The sequence below is a fragment of the Janthinobacterium sp. SUN176 genome (assembly GCF_030587335.1).
Taxonomy (GTDB): Bacteria; Pseudomonadota; Gammaproteobacteria; order Burkholderiales; family Burkholderiaceae_D; genus Janthinobacterium; species Janthinobacterium kumbetense.
Genome location: NZ_JAPWIA010000001.1, coordinates 3021869 through 3037444, shown reverse-complemented (window position 1 = coordinate 3037444; position 15576 = coordinate 3021869). Strand labels below are relative to the sequence as shown.

At 65.0% G+C, this 15576-nt stretch carries 9 protein-coding genes; 3 read left to right on the top strand and 6 right to left on the bottom strand.

Annotation, left to right across the window (positions count from 1 at the left end):
- Window positions 1–6: 6 nt before the first annotated feature.
- The 3 genes from O3299_RS13710 to O3299_RS13700 all read left to right on the top strand — a co-directional run bounded on the left by O3299_RS13710 (window position 7) and on the right by O3299_RS13700 (window position 3961).
- Window positions 7–2253 (top strand): DUF3274 domain-containing protein, encoded by a 2247-nt coding sequence (locus tag O3299_RS13710; protein ID WP_305052856.1) that lies wholly within the window; start codon window positions 7–9, stop codon window positions 2251–2253.
- 72 nt (window positions 2254–2325) lie between these two features.
- Window positions 2326–3669 (top strand): hypothetical protein, encoded by a 1344-nt coding sequence (locus tag O3299_RS13705; protein ID WP_251350394.1) that lies wholly within the window; start codon window positions 2326–2328, stop codon window positions 3667–3669.
- A gap of 28 nt (window positions 3670–3697) precedes the next feature.
- Entirely contained in the window at window positions 3698–3961 is a 264-nt protein-coding gene (locus tag O3299_RS13700; protein WP_305052855.1) for a PAAR domain-containing protein, read from the top strand.
- Here O3299_RS13700 and O3299_RS13695 read toward each other — a convergent pair.
- The 6 genes from O3299_RS13695 to cphA form a co-directional block, all read right to left on the bottom strand.
- The gene (locus O3299_RS13695) at window positions 3958–5280 is read right to left on the bottom strand and encodes an aspartate aminotransferase family protein (protein ID WP_305062505.1); all 1323 of its coding nucleotides are present in this window, start codon (window positions 5278–5280) and stop codon (window positions 3958–3960) included. The two genes, O3299_RS13700 and O3299_RS13695, sit on opposite strands and share 4 nt — an antisense overlap.
- An 84-nt stretch (window positions 5281–5364) precedes the next feature.
- Window positions 5365–6261, bottom strand: a complete 897-nt coding sequence (locus tag O3299_RS13690) for a MurR/RpiR family transcriptional regulator (RefSeq protein WP_305062504.1) — start codon at window positions 6259–6261, stop codon at window positions 5365–5367.
- A 44-nt stretch (window positions 6262–6305) separates the two neighbouring features.
- Entirely contained in the window at window positions 6306–6590 is a 285-nt protein-coding gene (locus O3299_RS13685; protein WP_077407612.1) for a hypothetical protein, read from the bottom strand.
- Between the two features lie 170 nt (window positions 6591–6760).
- A complete protein-coding gene (locus tag O3299_RS13680; protein WP_305062503.1) occupies window positions 6761–9421 on the bottom strand; it encodes a TonB-dependent receptor in 2661 nt (886 codons plus the stop codon).
- Window positions 9422–9648: 227 nt separating this feature from the next.
- The gene (locus O3299_RS13675; RefSeq protein ID WP_305062502.1) at window positions 9649–12795 is read right to left on the bottom strand and encodes an EAL domain-containing protein; all 3147 of its coding nucleotides are present in this window, start codon (window positions 12793–12795) and stop codon (window positions 9649–9651) included.
- Window positions 12796–12987: 192 nt separating this feature from the next.
- The gene (cphA, locus tag O3299_RS13670; protein WP_251350400.1) at window positions 12988–15558 is read right to left on the bottom strand and encodes a cyanophycin synthetase; all 2571 of its coding nucleotides are present in this window, start codon (window positions 15556–15558) and stop codon (window positions 12988–12990) included.
- Between the last annotated feature and the right edge of the window lie 18 nt (window positions 15559–15576).

Below are 15576 nucleotides of genomic sequence, written 5' to 3'. Positions count from 1 at the left end.
CACGCCATGCAGTTCGATCCCCACCCGCCGTTGTGCGACGATCCCAAAATCGATATCCTCGGCCAGTTTTCCTGCAACGCCAATTTCCAGAGCAGCGACCGGGACACGCTGCAACAGTTGCCGCTGCCCGGCATCATCATCTTCGTGCACGGCGTCAATTCCGACGGCGAGTGGTACGCGGCCGCGGAAGAAGGCCTGTGCAACGGCCTCAACGAGCGCCTCAAGCGTTCCTGTCATCACCTGCAGCACCGTGGCGTGGAAGGCGGCGAACTGAAGGCGGTCAATTATGGCGCCGAGATCACGGCGGAAGGCTTTCTCCATCCGGAGATGTCGGCCGATACCCTGATCCGCGATGCCGGCACGTTTTCTCCCGTGCTCCGCTTTCGCTGGGGCTACAAGGCTTCCGGCGAAGAACTGCAGAAATACGGCAAGGGCATCTACCTGAACGAACAGGATTACTGGGGCGGCGGCCCATTTGCCAATGGCTGCAGCGCGCTGGCCGACCTGTGGAAGGAGGGGCTGAGCGAGGATTTGTTTTTGTGGAACAAGATCCAGCACATGAATCCCTTTTCGGAGCGGCAAGTGTACAGTTGCCCGCCGCGCCCGTATTTCGTGCTGGCCGCCTATCGCCTGGCCAGGCTGGTCGAAGCCATCCGCCAGCAGCAGGCCGACGTGCCGGTCACCATCGTATGCCACAGCCAGGGCACGATGGTGGCGATGGCAGCCGCCTTTCTCGGCGTCCGCCTGCCCAAGGTGGATGGCGTTCCTTGCGTGGCCGATAACTATGTCATCTGCAATTCGCCGTACAGTTTGGCGAAACGCAATAGCGCCGAGAACTGGGTAGCCGGCAATCTGCGCGCGGCGGATGGCAGCACGGGCCGGGTGACGGTGCAGGCGCGCCTGGATACCTTGAAAAACTTCTTTGCCATCATCCGCCAGCGCGCCACCCTGGGCGAACTGCAGACAGACGAGGAAATCGACCGCTGCATGGCCAACCTGCAGCACGGTTTTTCCGCCGCCAAAGACCGTGAACGATACGGGATTGCCGGCGCCGCGCGCGGCGGCAAGAAGTCATCGTATGGCCGGGTGACCATCTATTGCAATCCGCACGACGTGGTGGTGTCGTCCGTGGCCATCGAGGGCATCGGCTGGCGCGGCCTGTCGGGCTCGCTGGCCAGGGACAGCAAGGACGGCGGCGAGCTGGCCGCCACCGACGCGGCAGGCGTGTACGTGCAGCGCGTGTTTGCCCAGGGTTTCGAGGTGGGCAAGCAAGGCAGCTATCACTACTGGACCGATCACTGGCGCAAGCCTGCGCCGGGCGGCAACGATTTCTGGTTTCCGGCACAGAAATATGCGTCTTATTCCGTCAAGCAGGGCGTCGAGGCCAGCCAGGAGAGCCGCTTGTCCACCATCCTGACTGTCGGGTTTGCGCCCCTGTTCATCGTGGTCACGGGCCTGGCCCGCAGCCCCTGCAATGCCTCGCCCCACAAGGATTGGAAAATCGAACTGAACGCGCCCGACTTATTGCAGCCCTTCACGCCGCAGTCCTTGCGCTTTGGCCAGACCAGCGAGGAATTCGACGAAGGCTATGATCCGCCCGGCGAATCGCGCCAGGCGGGCAAGCAGCGCGCTGCCGGCGACGATTGTCTTGCCGATCATGCCATCCCGCCCGGCGGCCTGCAGGGGCAGGCGGGAAAAGACGAGGCCAAACGCGTGGACAGCGCGAAGGGCACGGCCGACGACGAGGCGCGCCTGCGATTCGAGCAGCGCGCGGTGATACGCGCCCAGGCTGTACGGGAAGGGAAAAGTCCTGCGGGCAAAAAAGTGCAGCAGGAAATGCCCAACGCCACGCCAGACGCCGACTACCAGCAATGGCGCAGCACGCGCATCGGCGAAATGATGTCCAGCCAGGCGGGCGCCTACGCCACCGACCATTCCTCCATCCTGACCAACCCCATGCACGCGGAGTGGGCGCTTGCGTATGACGTGGCGGTGGGCGTGTGCCGCATCAAGGCTGAGCAGTTGCGCAAGTTGCGGGTGGCGGCGGATTGGAGGTTGTTGGAGGGGTTGGACAAGGATAATCCTGCAAAAGTTTTTAAAGAGTACTTTGCCAAAGCGACACGTAACAAGGTGACTGCCTCGGTGTGGGTAAAAGAAATGCAGGAAGCCAGTCTCCCTGAAAAAATAATCGACAAGCGTGAAAACCCTGCGCGGGATTCCCGGCCTACGTCTGGAGAACTGGCTCACGATTGATGTCATGCGATTTAACGGTTTGTATAGAGCAGATCCTTCTGCAACAGCCTTTTTATAGATGGAGTATTGAGCATGTTCAAAACTATTTTTCTTTATGTGTCCCTGGGATTCCTGGTCGTATTCCTGCTGGCCGCTTGTTCACATTTGCGTTCGTCGCCAGCTACCTTGAGCAGTACTGTTAGCGCTGTACCTGAGGTTAGTCAGCAGCCATACATGGCTCAAGTAGTTGGCTTGCAATGGCTGAATCCCTTGCAGCGGAAGGACTATCCGACGCAATGGCAGTTGCTGTGGATTTTAGGGCTAGTGCAACCAAATCCGAACGACGATATGGTCAGGGAAAAACCCGAGAAATATACCCGGCTGCAAAGTATTGCTTCTATTGCTGTTGGAAATAATGGATCAGAGACATTTGATGGTTATTATGAGAAGTATGTCGAGAAGATGTTTGACTTAATGCACAGTGTTTATTACTCCGACCCAGAGTACTTCTACAACGTTCACTCTGCTGAAAATAAATCGCGCTGGCGCGAGCTTGCAGGCATTCACATTGAGTATGCGCTACCTAAAGGCAAGCTCGACCCAGTGGAAGCAGCCAACTTCGTCCGGGAATATGTTGCTGATACTTTCAGCATCGGCAACGTCCACTCTCCCACCCTTTGGACCCGCTCCACCCCACCCGACGTCCGCGTCACCATGGGCGGCCCCAACGCCGGCTTTACTTCACTTTCCGCCGCGCTCGACTACTTGCAAAGCCACCCGAAAGAAACCGTCTGGGCCATGAACTGGGATGCGCCCAGCCGGCCCCTGGACCGGCAGATCAACGAAAACCTGGTGCTGCTGGTGCTGGCGGGTCCCGATTTTAAAACGGAGCGGGCGCCGCTGGCGTGGCTCGGCTATCCGAGTACGAAACAGGCGGCGGATTTTGACGTCAAAAAGGGCGAACCGCCGCGCCTGGTGCAGGCGTGGACGGCTGCCATCGAAGAGGCCGCCGCGAAGGCCAACCGGCAAGATACGGAGATTGGCTATCTGATCCATGATGCGGGCAATACACACCAGGACTCTTCAGCACGGCTCGGTGCGCTGGCGCAGACGCTCACTCTGCAATTGCCGGAATTCGACCTTCTCAAGCAAAGCTTCAATCTGACTGCCGTGCTGGGCGAAACGGGCGCGGGCACGGCCTTGACGAACGTGGCGCTGGGCATTGCCTATGCGCATCACTTTGGCAAGCCAGTGCTGGTGGCCGGCACCAGCGACCTGTCGGCGCCCGTGGCGCTGGTGGTGGCGCCGCCCGCCGTCGCGCGGCCGATCCGGCCCGACAAGCCGTGGTTCCGCGCGCGTGGCGGCAACCATGCGTATTTGCCGTGGTGGGGCTTGCGCCACGATGCACCCGAGTATTACCAGGGGTTTTCGCAATGAGACGCTTGATACATCCGGGGAGAAGAGCATGCGTGGCGTGATCCGCTTGAACGACCCCACCAGCCATGGCGGCAAGGTGGTGGGCGCGGCGCCGAAGAGTACCGTGCTGGGCGTGGCCGTGGCGCGCAAGGGCGATCCTTGCGTCTGCCCGGTCAAGGGCCACGTGCGCTGCGTGATCGCCGAGGGCGATCCGCAGGTGCTGATCGACGGCGTGCCCGTGGCGTTTGACGGTCACAAGACCAGCTGCGGCGCCAGCCTGATGTCCACCGTGGGCAACAGCGGGCGCGCTTAGGCCAGGCTCGTGTCGATGGCCGTGCCCAGCTTGTCGACGATCTCGTCGACATGGCTGGCGTCGATGATGTAGGGCGGCGCCAGCAGGATGTGGTCGCCGTGCAGGCCGTCGATGGTGCCGCCCATGGGATAGCACATCAGTCCGTTCTGCATGGCGTGCGCCTTGATGCGCGCGTGCAGGCGGCGGGCCGGGTCGAACGGCTGCTTGCTGGCGCGGTCCTGCACCAGTTCCAGGCCCAGGAACAGGCCGCGGCCGCGGATGTCGCCCACGTGCGCATGGCCGTCGAAACGCGCATGCAGCCGCTCTTGCAGCAAGGCGCCCATGGCGCGCACGTTGGCCAGCAAACCGCGTTCCTCGATCTGCCGCTGCACGGCCAGCGCGGCGGCGCAGGCCGTGGCGTGGCCGATGTAGGTGTGGCCGTGCTGGAAGAAACCCGTGCCGGCGCGGATGGTGTCGCGGATGTCTTGCGACACCATCACGGCGCCGATGGGCTGGTAGCCGGCGCCCAGGCCCTTGGCGATGCAGATGAGGTCAGCCGTGACGCCTTCCTGCTCGCAGGCGAACAGGCTGCCCGTGCGCCCCATGCCGCACATGACTTCGTCGAGGATCAGGAGGATGCCGTGGCGCTGGCAAATGGCGCGCATGCGCTGGAAGTAGCCGGCGACGGCGGGCAGGGCGCCAGCCGTGGCGCCGACGACGGGTTCGGCGATGAAGGCCATGACGTTGTCCGCGCCCAGCGCGGCGATATGGTCTTCCAGCTCCTGGCCCAGGCGCGCCACGTAGTCGCCGTCCGTTTCATGGGCTGCCTGGTCGCGCCAGGCGTAGCACGGAGAAACGTGGGTGACGTCGATCAGCAGCGGCTCGAACTGCTGGCGGCGCCAGGCGTTGCCGCCCGTGGCCAGCGCGCCCAGGGTGTTGCCGTGATAGCTCTGGCGGCGCGCGATGACGTGGCGGCGCTGCGGCTGGCCCCGTTCGACGAAATACTGGCGCGCCATTTTCAGCGCGCTTTCCACCGCTTCCGAACCGCCCGAGACGAAATACACGCTGTCGATGCCGGCAGGGGCGCGGGCGACGAGGAAATCGGCCAGCTGCTCCATCGGCTCGGTGGTAAAGAAAGAGCTGTGCGCGTAGGCCATCGTGGCAACCTGCCGTTGCACGGCGGCGATCACGGCCGCATCCGAATGGCCGAGGCAGGAGACGGCCGCGCCGCCGCAGGCGTCCAGGTAGCGCTTGCCATCCGCATCGATCAGGTAAGGGCCGTCGCCGCCCGTGGCGACGGGATAGCTGGCGGTCAGGCTGCGGTGGAAGACATGGCTCATGGCGTCGCTTTCTTATCGGCAAGGGGGGAGATGGCCGATTATAGGATGCGCCACGTCATATTGCAACGTTTGATGTATTTGTCTTTAATTTACATCATTTGATGTTTTTGCGTAGGCGCCCAGCGCCCGCAATTGCTGTTCCGCCGCGCCGATGGCCGTGACGGCATCCGGCCCCGCGCGCGCCACCAGCAGTTCCACCAGGCTTTCGACGGCCGCGACGCCGGCCACGATGGAGGGGAAGAACGAGGGGCTGTCGACGGCGATGACGATGCTGGCGTCGGCCTGCAGGGCCAGCGGCGACATGGCGCTGTCGCTGATGGCGACCACCCGGCAGCCGGCCTGGCGCGCCGCCTGCGCCACCAGCAGCGCTTCGCTCGAATACGGCGCGAAGCTGACGACGACGACGGCTTCGCCCGCCTGCAGGGCGCGCAAGTCCATTTCCAGGGTGCCGCCCTGGCCGCTCAGCAGCTGCACGCTGGGGCGCAGCAGCCGGTACAGGTAGTGCAGGGTATAGGCGATCGGGTGGGCGGCGCGAAAGCCGGCCACGTGTACGCGGGGTGCCGCCTGCAGCAGATTGGCGGCCGCATCCAGGGCCGCGTGGTTGGTGCTTTCCGTGGCGGCCAGGTTGCGCTGCTGCACCGTGAACACTTCGGTGACCAGGTCGCGCTCTTTTCCCTCTTTGCCGGCCAGCGCGCCGGCTTTTGCCGCGTAGCCGCTTGGTCCCGCGCGCAGGCGTTCGACGAAGATGGCCTTGAGTTCCGGCCAGCCGGCAAAGCCCAGCTGCTGCGCCAGGCGCACGAGGGCGGCCGATTGCACCTGCGCGCGCGCGGCGATGCTGCGCATCGACGAGACGGCCACTTCGTCCGGGTGGTCGGCCAGGTAGCGGGCGCCGGCCTGGAATTGCGGGCTCAGCTGCGCATGGCGCGCCTTGATCAGGTCCATCAGTGCCGCATAGGAATCGTGGGGTGTCGCTGCCTGCATCGCCGTGCCTCAGTTGATAGGTTGCGGCGATGGTACAGGATTCGTCAGCGCGCCGGTAGCGGCGCGCCTTGCACCCGGGCGGCCGTGCGTGGACGCAGGCGGGCAAACAGGTGCGGCCCGGCCGGTTTGCGGCGCGGTCCCGTCGTCAGTACGCGCAGGGCGGTGGGTAGCGGCACGTCGTGGCAGTGCAGGAACAGGGCGGCGGCGCCCGTGCCGGCCATTTCCTGCAAGGCCAGTGCATGCTCGACCAGCGCCGCCGTGCGCATGTCGAGCCGTACCGGGATGTCGGGTTGGAATAACTGTGTGTCGATGGGCCGTGCGTTGCGCATGCTGTCCCCCGCCGGGTTCGCTAGTCAAGCTGCCAGCATAAAAGCGCCCCGGTGCCACCACTTTGCGCCAAATCAATTCCACTGTCGGATAGATTCCACAAGGCAAAAAAAACGCCAACCGTTGCCGGCTGGCGCTGAAAACCCTCGAAGGAAGAAAGGGTGGGGACGGGCTAGTAGCTCCAGCGGACTGAGATACCTACAACCTTGTCATAGCGCCGCACATCGCGCACATAGTCCGGCGTGTCGTGATAGTCGCGGTAGGTCGAGTCGAGCAGGTTGTTTGCGTCCAGCGTCACCGTGGTATTCGGGTTGAGCTTGTACGAGACCGACGCGTCCAGGGTCTTGGTGGGCGCCACGGTCAGGTGGATGCCCTTGCCTCGGTAGTTGTAGTCGTCGACGTACTTGTCGCGCCAGCTGTAGGCCAGGCGCGCCGACCACGGTCCCTGTTCGTACAGGCCGACGATATTGGCCGACCATTTCGACATGCCCGTGAACGGATGCGCGCTGCCATTCAATTCTTCCAGCTCGCCCGTCATATAGGTGGCGTTCGCCTGCAGGCCCAGGCCGCTCATCCAGCCTGGCAACTTGTCGTAGAACTGCTGGTAAGCCATTTCCACGCCTTGCAGATGGCCCTTCGAGGTGTTGCGCGGACGCGTGATGTCGTACTCGATGCCGTCATACGTTTCCTTGGCCGAACCGGACAGGATGTAATTCTTGAAATTGTGGCGGAATACGGTGGCCGTGACGGAACCCGTCTGCGCGAAATACCATTCCAGCGCCGCATCGAGGTTCTTGCCTTCCACGGGTTTCAGGTCGGGATTGCCGCCGCTGCCCGTCGGACGCACCATTTCCAGGCTCTTGCCCAGGGTCACGCCGGGGTTGAAGTCGGCGAAGTTCGGGCGCTGCACCGCCTTGCCGGCCGTCAGGCGGGCGACCAGGTCCTGGCGCAGCATGGCTTTCAGGGTCAGGCTGGGCAGCACGTCCGTATCGGACGTTTTCACGCGCACGGGCGTGACGATGCCGTCTTGCGAGGAATTGCCTTGCAAGTCCTGCTTGGTCTGCACCACGCGCACGCCCACGGTGCCGTCGACCGGCACTTGCGCCAGATCAAAGCCGATGCGCGCCTTGCCGTAGACGGCATTGGTTTTTTCCACATCCTTGAAGTGGGTCATCGGATCGTCCGGGCTGCGTTCGCTGCTGCCCGTAAACAACTGGCGCAAGGTGTCCGTGTTGTTGAGCATGTAGTCACGGCACGGCGTGAGCCAGCTTTGCAGGCCGAAGTTGCCCGTATTCTTGTGCGAGGTGCATGCGAGGCCGGGCAGGGCGTCCGCGGTCATGATCGACGTCAGTCCGCCTTGCACGTTCTTTTCGCGGATCGATTCGGCCTTGCGCTTGGCCAGGCGCACGCCGCCCGAGAATTCACGGAAGAAGCCCGTGCTGTCCATGTCGTAGGTGACGTCGCCGCGCCAGTCGGTCGAGCTGCCTTCGTCGTGGCTGTGGTTATCGTAGAAGCCGAGCAGCGTGTAGTTCTTCGGGGCCAGCATGTTGTAGCCGGGGTAGCTGATTTGCGCGCCGCCGTTGACGTTCGTGCTGCCGATCACGCTGGTCGGATGGGCGAGGAAGTCGAGGATGGGAAATTCGCGTTCGAAGTTGCTGACCGTGCGCGCCAGTTCCGTCGTGGCGCGCAGCTGCGGCGTGATGTCCCAGCGCGCGCCGATGGCGCCTTGCGAGCCGATCGAGCGGTCGCGCCGCGCCTGGGTCGAGCCGAGCGTGAACGGCGACCAGGGGCCGTCGATCTTGCCCACCGTGGCCGCCTGATTGGTGCCGGGGATCAGGGTGATGTCCGGATTCTGGCCCCAGGGCAGCGAACCGACGAAGAACTGGCTGTCGAACGCGTGCTTGATCAGGGTCGACATGCCTTCCGCATACACTTCCACTTGCGAGTTCGGGCGCCACTGGAAGGCGGCATTCGCCGCGTAGCGCTTGCGGTCGCCCACGGTGGGGATCATGCCGACGGAATCGGGACCCGTGATGTTGCCCGCGTCGGGGCGCTTGACGGGTTCGGCGTTCCAGATCGTCTCGTCATAGTATTTGCTGCGCTGGTAGGACAGGCCAAGCAGGGCGCCGAATTCGCCGTATGCGGTCTTCCAGCGGTTCGAGACCATGCCGCTGACGTTCGGGTCCGTCGAGCCGGACTTGTCGCGGTGCTCGGCGCGCACGTTGCCCGACGCCGTGAAGCCCTTGAAGTCGAACGGGCGGTTGGTGCGCACGTCGATCACGCCGGCCGTGCCGCCTTCGACCATGTCCGCGCCCTGCGATTTGTACACGTCCACGCGCTGCAGCATGGCCGTCGGGATGTCGGCCAGGTACAGGCTGCGGCCCACGGAGGTGAACATTTCACGGCCGTTGAGCAGGGTCACCACGCCGGGCAGGCCGCGGATGATGACGGAACCCGCTTCGCCGCCTTCGCGGCGGATTTGCACGCCCGTCACGCGGCCGAGGATTTCGGCCACGTTCTTGTCGGGGAATTTGCCGATTTCATCGGCGACGATGGAGTCGACCACCTGGTCGTTGTTCTTCTTGATCGTTTGCGCGCTTTGTGCCGCCCTGCGCACGCCCGTGACGGCGACGACGGCGATGCCGGCATTGTCGGCTGGCGCCGGTGCCGCCGTTTCCACCGTTGCTACCGCTTCCACGGCGGGCGCCTGTTGCGCCCAGACGGACGCGCTGCTCAGGAGGCCGGCGCCGGCCAGGGCGGCCACCGTGGCCTTCAAGGTCAGCCGTGTGTTTTGCTTGGGCGTGCGGGTGCCCGTTGCCATCGATTGCTTCATCTTGTCTCCACCTGTATTTTAGTTATGTTGAGAACGCCGCGGCAGTCGCCGCCAGAGCTGGAACTTGCTCAGAAACATGGTAGGTGGGAATGACTTTGCCCCACAAATGACTTCTTTTGCGATGTCAATACCAATTCCGGTATCCCTGCTGCATTCATGCGCCCTGGCGGTGCGCCGCGCGTTGTCGAACCTCACGCGGGCGCGTTGCGGACGCTCCACAGCAAGTGTCAGGCGGCGCAGGGCGCGGCGCTGTGCGCCAGCCAGGCCATGAAGTGCGCCTGCGGCATGGGGCGGGCAAAATAGTAGCCCTGTAATTCATCGCAGCCGGCGTGGCGCAGCACGTCGGCATCGGCCGCGCTTTCCACGCCCTCGGCGGTCACCGTCAAGCCGAGGGTATGGCCCAGGCCGATGATGGTTTTCGTCACCGCCAGGTTTTGCGGCGAGCCGTGGATGTCCTGCACGAAGCTCATGTCGATTTTCAGCTTGTCGAGCGGGAAGCGGCACAGGTAGTTCAGGCTCGAATAGCCGGTGCCGAAATCGTCGATCGACAGCGCGAAACCCAGCGCCTTGATGGCGTGCAGGGTGGCGATGGTGTCGTCCACGTTGTCCATCAGGATCGATTCCGTCAGTTCGAATTCGATCTGTCCCGGCGTGACGGGAAACTCGCGCAGCACCTCGCGCAAGGTGGCCACCAGGCCGCCGCTTTTCAGTTGGATGGCCGACAGGTTGATCGACACGGCGATGTCGCCCGCGCCCGCCTCGCGCCAGGCCAGCTGCTGGCGGCACGCCTCGCGGATGACCCACGCGCCGATGGCGACGATCAGGCCCGATTCCTCGGCGGCGGGAATGAAGCTGTCGGGCGCGATCAGGCCGTGCTGCGGGTGCAGCCAGCGGATCAGGCTTTCCACGCCATTCAGGCGGCTGCTTTTCGCATCGATGCGCGGCTGGTAGTACAGCACCAGTTCCTGCCGCTCGATGGCGTGGCGCAGATCGCTTTCCAGGTGCAGCTGCTGCAGCTGCTGTTCCTGCATCTGCGGCGTGAACATGCGCGCGTGATCGCGCCCGCCGCTCTTGGCCTGGTACATGGCCGCATCGGCGTGGCGCATCAGGGTATCCATGTCGCCGCCGTGGTCCGGGTAGATGGCCACGCCCACGCTGCACGAGACATACAGCTCGTTGCCTTCCACCTGGTGCGGCTCGCGCATGGCGGGGATCAGCCGCGTGTCGAGCAGCGCGGCGATGGATGCGGCATCGCCGACGCCGTTGAGGATGACGACGAATTCATCGCCGCCCAGGCGGCTGACGGTATCGCCTTCGCGCACCAGCTGCAGCAGGCGCTTTGAGACCGATTGCAGCAGCGCGTCGCCCACGTGGTGGCCCAGCGCGTCGTTGACGTGCTTGAAGCGGTCCAGGTCGACGAACAGCACGCCCACCTTTTCGCCGCTGCGGCGCGCCTGCGCGATGGCGGCCGCCAGGCGCACTTTCGACACGTGGCGGTTCGCCAGTCCCGTCAGCGCATCGTGGTGGGCCATGTGCTCGATCTGCCGCTCGCTGGCCTTGCGTTCGCTGATGTCGAGCGAGCTGGCGATGAAATGCGTGGTGACGCCGTCGAGGTCGCGCACGGCGTTCATCACCAGCCAGGCGGGATAGCTTTCCAGCGACTTGCGCTGCACCCGGATTTCGCCCTGCCAGTAACCGCGCCGCGCCAGGGTCTGGCGCAGGCTGTCGAGCTGCTCGGGCGGGTTCTCCGGCGCGAGCAGGAAGGCCGGGCGCTTGCCGATCAGCTCCACCATGTCGTACAGCGAATGGCGGCGGAAGGCCTGGTTGACGGTGATGATGCGCATGCCGGCGTCCATCACGATCAGGCTTTCGGCCGATGCCTCGAATACCTTGGCCCACAGTTCCAGGCGCGACTCCATCAGCTTCATCTTGTTGATCGGCGTGAAGGTCGACAGCACGGCGCGCTGGCCCTGGTAGTCGATCAGGCGCGCGGAAATCAAGGCCCACGTGGGCGTGCCGCCGCCGCTCCAGCACACCTCGAATTCATCGACGGCGCCCAGGTCGCTCAAGCGCTGGAAGAAGCGCGAACGGGCTTGCGGATGCATGCCGCCCACCCACGGGTCCAGTTCCAGGCCGCCCTGCCACGCGTGCGCGGCCTGGTTCGCGTGCAGCACCTGGTGATGCGGAATCGAAGTGACCATCAGCGGGATGGGAATGGCGTCGACCAGCTGGCGCTGCGCATCGGCCGCGCTGGCGCGCGCCACCAGCTCCTGCTGCGCCATGCGCTGGAAGTCGAGCTGCTGCAGCATGGTATTGAAGGCGCTGACCAGGCGGCCCGTTTCATCCTCGCTGTCCCAGATGGCGCGCAGGCTATGGTCGCCCGTTTCGCGCACTTCCTGCGCCACGCGCGCCAGGCGGCGGATGGGCAGGGCGATCTGGCGCGCGACGAAAAACACCAGGCCCAGTATCATCACCAGCAGCAGCACGGCCGTGCCCAGGTGCAGCCACATGCGCGTGAAGAAACCGTCCACGCGCAGCTGGATCAGACGGTGCAATTGTCCTTCCGCCGCGCGCCAGGCACGCTGCAGGGCCGCGGCGGCCACGGCATCGCGGCGCAGCAGTTCCTGCGTGCCTGCGGGGTTGGCTTGCGCGCCGGCCAGCGCCTGGGTACTGGCGCGTAACTGCGCCACGGCTTGCCGCAGGGCCGCGCGCGAGCCGTCCAGGTGCTGGCGCAGCAGCGGCGTGCTGGCCGCGAACGCCTCCGTGTAGTCGCTGCCGATGCCGGCCATGGTGGCGTCCATGCGCCCCTCCAGTATCAGGAACTGGGTCTGCACGCGCTGGCGCTGCGCGCCTTCGGCCGTCGCCAGTTGCAGGGCCAGGGCGCGCGTGCTGTTGATCACTTCCAGCAGTTCGGGGAAGCGCAGGATCACCAGCGACATCGTGTAGTAGCTGTCCAGGTCCGGGTCGAGGATCAGGTTCGATTGGTTGCCCACGCGCGTGAGCAGTGCGCGCCCGGCCACGAAGGCGGGCGAGGGCGCGATGCCGTCGTCCGGCGCGGCGGGAGTTTCGCCGGCCTGGCGCAGCAGGGCGGCAAATTGCGCATTCAGTTCGGCGCTGCGCATGCCGGCGCCGAAGCGGCTTTCGGCCTGCTCCACGGCCGCTGCCTGCGCGTCCGGCTGCGCCGTGCTGCGCGCCAGGGGCAGCAGCGCATCGCGGATCGCGGCGATATAGTCATTGCCCGCCATCTCCTTGCGCGAGAAATCGATGGCGATGTATTTTTCGTTGATGAGGATGCCGGAAATGAAGATCACGGCGGACAGGTCGAGCAAATAGATCAGCGCCAGTTTGCGCCCCACCGTCAATTTCCCGATCATGCGCGAGATTCTGCCCACCATGCGTGCCCCACCTTCTCGTCAGCCCATTTATGTTTTCTTATGAGCAATTTTCATGCCTGAATTTACAAGCTTGCAAGGGGGCTTTTGCACCATGCAGGTGCGCGGCGGGAGACGGCGGACGATAAAAAAAGGGCGGCCCGCAGGCCGCCCTTGTGTGCACTGCTACAGCGCTCAGGCTTCGGCGACGCGCTTGGCGATGTGCGCCAGCGCTTCTTCCACCTGGTCGATCAGGATCAGGCACAAATCGCCTTCACCGAGGCGCGCCAGGGCCTTGTCGATGGCGACGAATTCGCCGTTGATTTCATCGATATGGCTGGTGCGCTTGGCACCGTCCAGGCCCTGGCGCAGCAATGCCACCACTTCGCCGTCGGCGCGGCCGCGCTGGCACTGGTCCTGGTACAGCAGCACGTCGTCAAACGCGGCGCCGAGGATTTCCGTCTGCTGGCGGATGTCTTCGTCGCGGCGGTCGCCGGCGCCGCTGATGACCACCGAGCGGCGCTTGGCCGGCATGCTTTCCACGGCCTGCACCAGCGCCAGGATGGCGTCCGGATTGTGGCCGTAGTCGGCGATCAGGGTGGCTCCACGATAATCGAAGACGTTGAAGCGGCCCGGCGCATTGTCGGCTTCATTGGCGAAGGTTTTCAGGCCCAGCGCGATGGTTTTCCAGTCCAGGCCCACGGCCCAGGCGGCGGCCAGCGACGCCATGACGTTGTCGACCTGGAAGCCGATGGCGCCGTTGCGCGTGATCGGCACTTGCGAGAGGGCGATTTCGTGGCGCTCGTTGCCCTGCGCCGCGACCAGCTTGCCGTCTTCCACGTACACCACGCGGTTGCCTTGCGCGCGGTGCGTGGCCATCACGGGATGCGTCTTGTCGGCGGCGAAGAAGGTCACCGTGCCGCTGCAATTCTTGGCCATGCGCGCCACGGCAGGGTCGGTGGCGTTCAGCACGGCCACGCCGCTGTCGGACACGTTTTGCACGATCACGCGTTTCAGGACCGCGAGGTCTTCCACGGTGGTGATGTAGTTCAGGCCCAGGTGGTCGCCCGCGCCGATATTCGTCACCACGGCGACCTGGCAGCGGTCGAAGGCCAGGCCTTCGCGCAGCATGCCGCCGCGCGCCGTCTCGAACACGGCCGCATCCACGTCCGGATGCAGCAGCACGTTGCGCGCGCTGCGCGGGCCGCTGCAGTCGCCGCTGTCGATCTGGCGTCCTTCGATGTACACGCCATCCGTGTTCGTCATGCCCGTGCGCAGGCCGGAAGCCGTCAGCAGGTGGGCGATCAGGCGCACGGTGGTGGTCTTGCCGTTGGTGCCGGTGACGGCAACGACGGGGATGCGGCCATCGTCGCCTTCGGCGAACATGGCGGCGATGATGGCTTCGCCCACTGGGCGCGGCTTGCCGAACGACGGCGCCAGGTGCATGCGCAAGCCCGGCGCGGCGTTCACTTCCACGATGCCGGCGTTCTGCTCTTCCAGCGGTTTCAAAATGCTTTCGGAGACGACGTCGACGCCGCAGATGTCCAGGCCCACCATGTGCGCGGCCGCGACGGCGCGCGCCGCCACTTCCGGGTGCACGTCGACAGTGACGTCGGTGGCCGAGCCGCCCGTCGACAGGTTGGCGTTATTGCGCAAGATCACGCGCTGGCCCACGGGCGGCACGGATTCGGCCACGTAGCCCTGCTTGGCAAGGCTGGCCAGGGCGATGTCGTCGAAGCGGATTTTCGTCAGCGAGGTGGCGTGGCCGCTGCCGCGGCGCGGGTCCAGGTTGACCTGGTCGACCAGTTCGCGCACCGTGTGCTGACCGTCGCCCACCACTTGCGGCGGGTCGCGGCGGGCCGCCGCCACCATCTTGTTGCCGATGACGAGCAAGCGGAAATCGTGGCCCGGCAGGTAGCGCTCGACGAGGATATCGTCGCGGAATTCCTGCGCCGCGAGGAAGCCGGCCGTCAGCTGTTCGCGCGTGGTGACGTTGACGGTCACGCCTTTGCCCTGGTTGCCATCCTTCGGCTTGACGACGACGGGCAGGCCGATCTCGCAGGCGGCGGCCCAGGCGTCGTCCGCATCGATGGCGACACGGCCGTGCGGCACCGGCACGCCGGCAGAATCGAGCAGTTTTTTCGTCAGTTCCTTGTCTTGCGCGATGGCTTCCGCGATGGCGCTGGTGCCGTCCATTTCGGCGGCCTGGATCTTGCGCTGCTTGCTGCCCCAGCCGAACGTCACCAGGCTGCCTTCGGTCAGGCGGCGGAACGGGATGTTGCGGGCCACGGCGGCGTTGACGATGGCGCCCGTCGAGGGGCCCAGGCGCACGTCTTCATCGAGTTCCTGCAGTTGGTGCAGGGCGCCGGCCAGGTCGAACGGCGCATCGGCCAGGGCGGCCTGGCACAGCTGCTGCGCCAGTTCCAGGGCCAGGCGGCCGACGGCTTCTTCCGAATATTCGACGACGACCTGGAAGATGCCCGTTTCCAGGGTCGGCGTGGTGCGGCTGAAGGTGACGGGGCAGCCGGCTTGCGCCTGCAGGCCCAGCGCCGCCAGTTCCAGCACCTGCGCCATCGGCGCGGCGTTGTAGTTGCCCAGCGGTTGCAGCGGGCTCAGTTGCGGGAAGAGCGCGCGCAGGCGGGCTTCGAAGCCGGGCAGCTGGGCGATGTCGAGTTCCTGCGTGGTGCAGGAAACAATGGCTTCCACGGCGGTGTCGTGGCTCCAGAGGTTAGGGCCCCGCAAGGCCCGTACGCGAGATACTTCCATAATTAAACCGTAATCCTG

Excerpts from the sequence above, each read along its gene's own strand:
- O3299_RS13710 (WP_305052856.1), top strand. The coding sequence starts at position 7 with ATGCAGTTCGATCCCCACCCGCCGTTGTGCGACGATCCCAAAATCGAT.
- O3299_RS13705 (WP_251350394.1), top strand. The coding sequence starts at position 2,326 with ATGTTCAAAACTATTTTTCTTTATGTGTCCCTGGGATTCCTGGTCGTA.
- O3299_RS13700 (WP_305052855.1), top strand. The coding sequence starts at position 3,698 with ATGCGTGGCGTGATCCGCTTGAACGACCCCACCAGCCATGGCGGCAAG.
- O3299_RS13695 (WP_305062505.1), bottom strand. The coding sequence starts at position 5,280 with ATGAGCCATGTCTTCCACCGCAGCCTGACCGCCAGCTATCCCGTCGCC.
- O3299_RS13690 (WP_305062504.1), bottom strand. The coding sequence starts at position 6,261 with ATGCAGGCAGCGACACCCCACGATTCCTATGCGGCACTGATGGACCTG.
- O3299_RS13685 (WP_077407612.1), bottom strand. The coding sequence starts at position 6,590 with ATGCGCAACGCACGGCCCATCGACACACAGTTATTCCAACCCGACATC.
- O3299_RS13680 (WP_305062503.1), bottom strand. The coding sequence starts at position 9,421 with ATGAAGCAATCGATGGCAACGGGCACCCGCACGCCCAAGCAAAACACA.
- O3299_RS13675 (WP_305062502.1), bottom strand. The coding sequence starts at position 12,795 with ATGATCGGGAAATTGACGGTGGGGCGCAAACTGGCGCTGATCTATTTG.
- cphA (WP_251350400.1), bottom strand. The coding sequence starts at position 15,558 with ATGGAAGTATCTCGCGTACGGGCCTTGCGGGGCCCTAACCTCTGGAGC.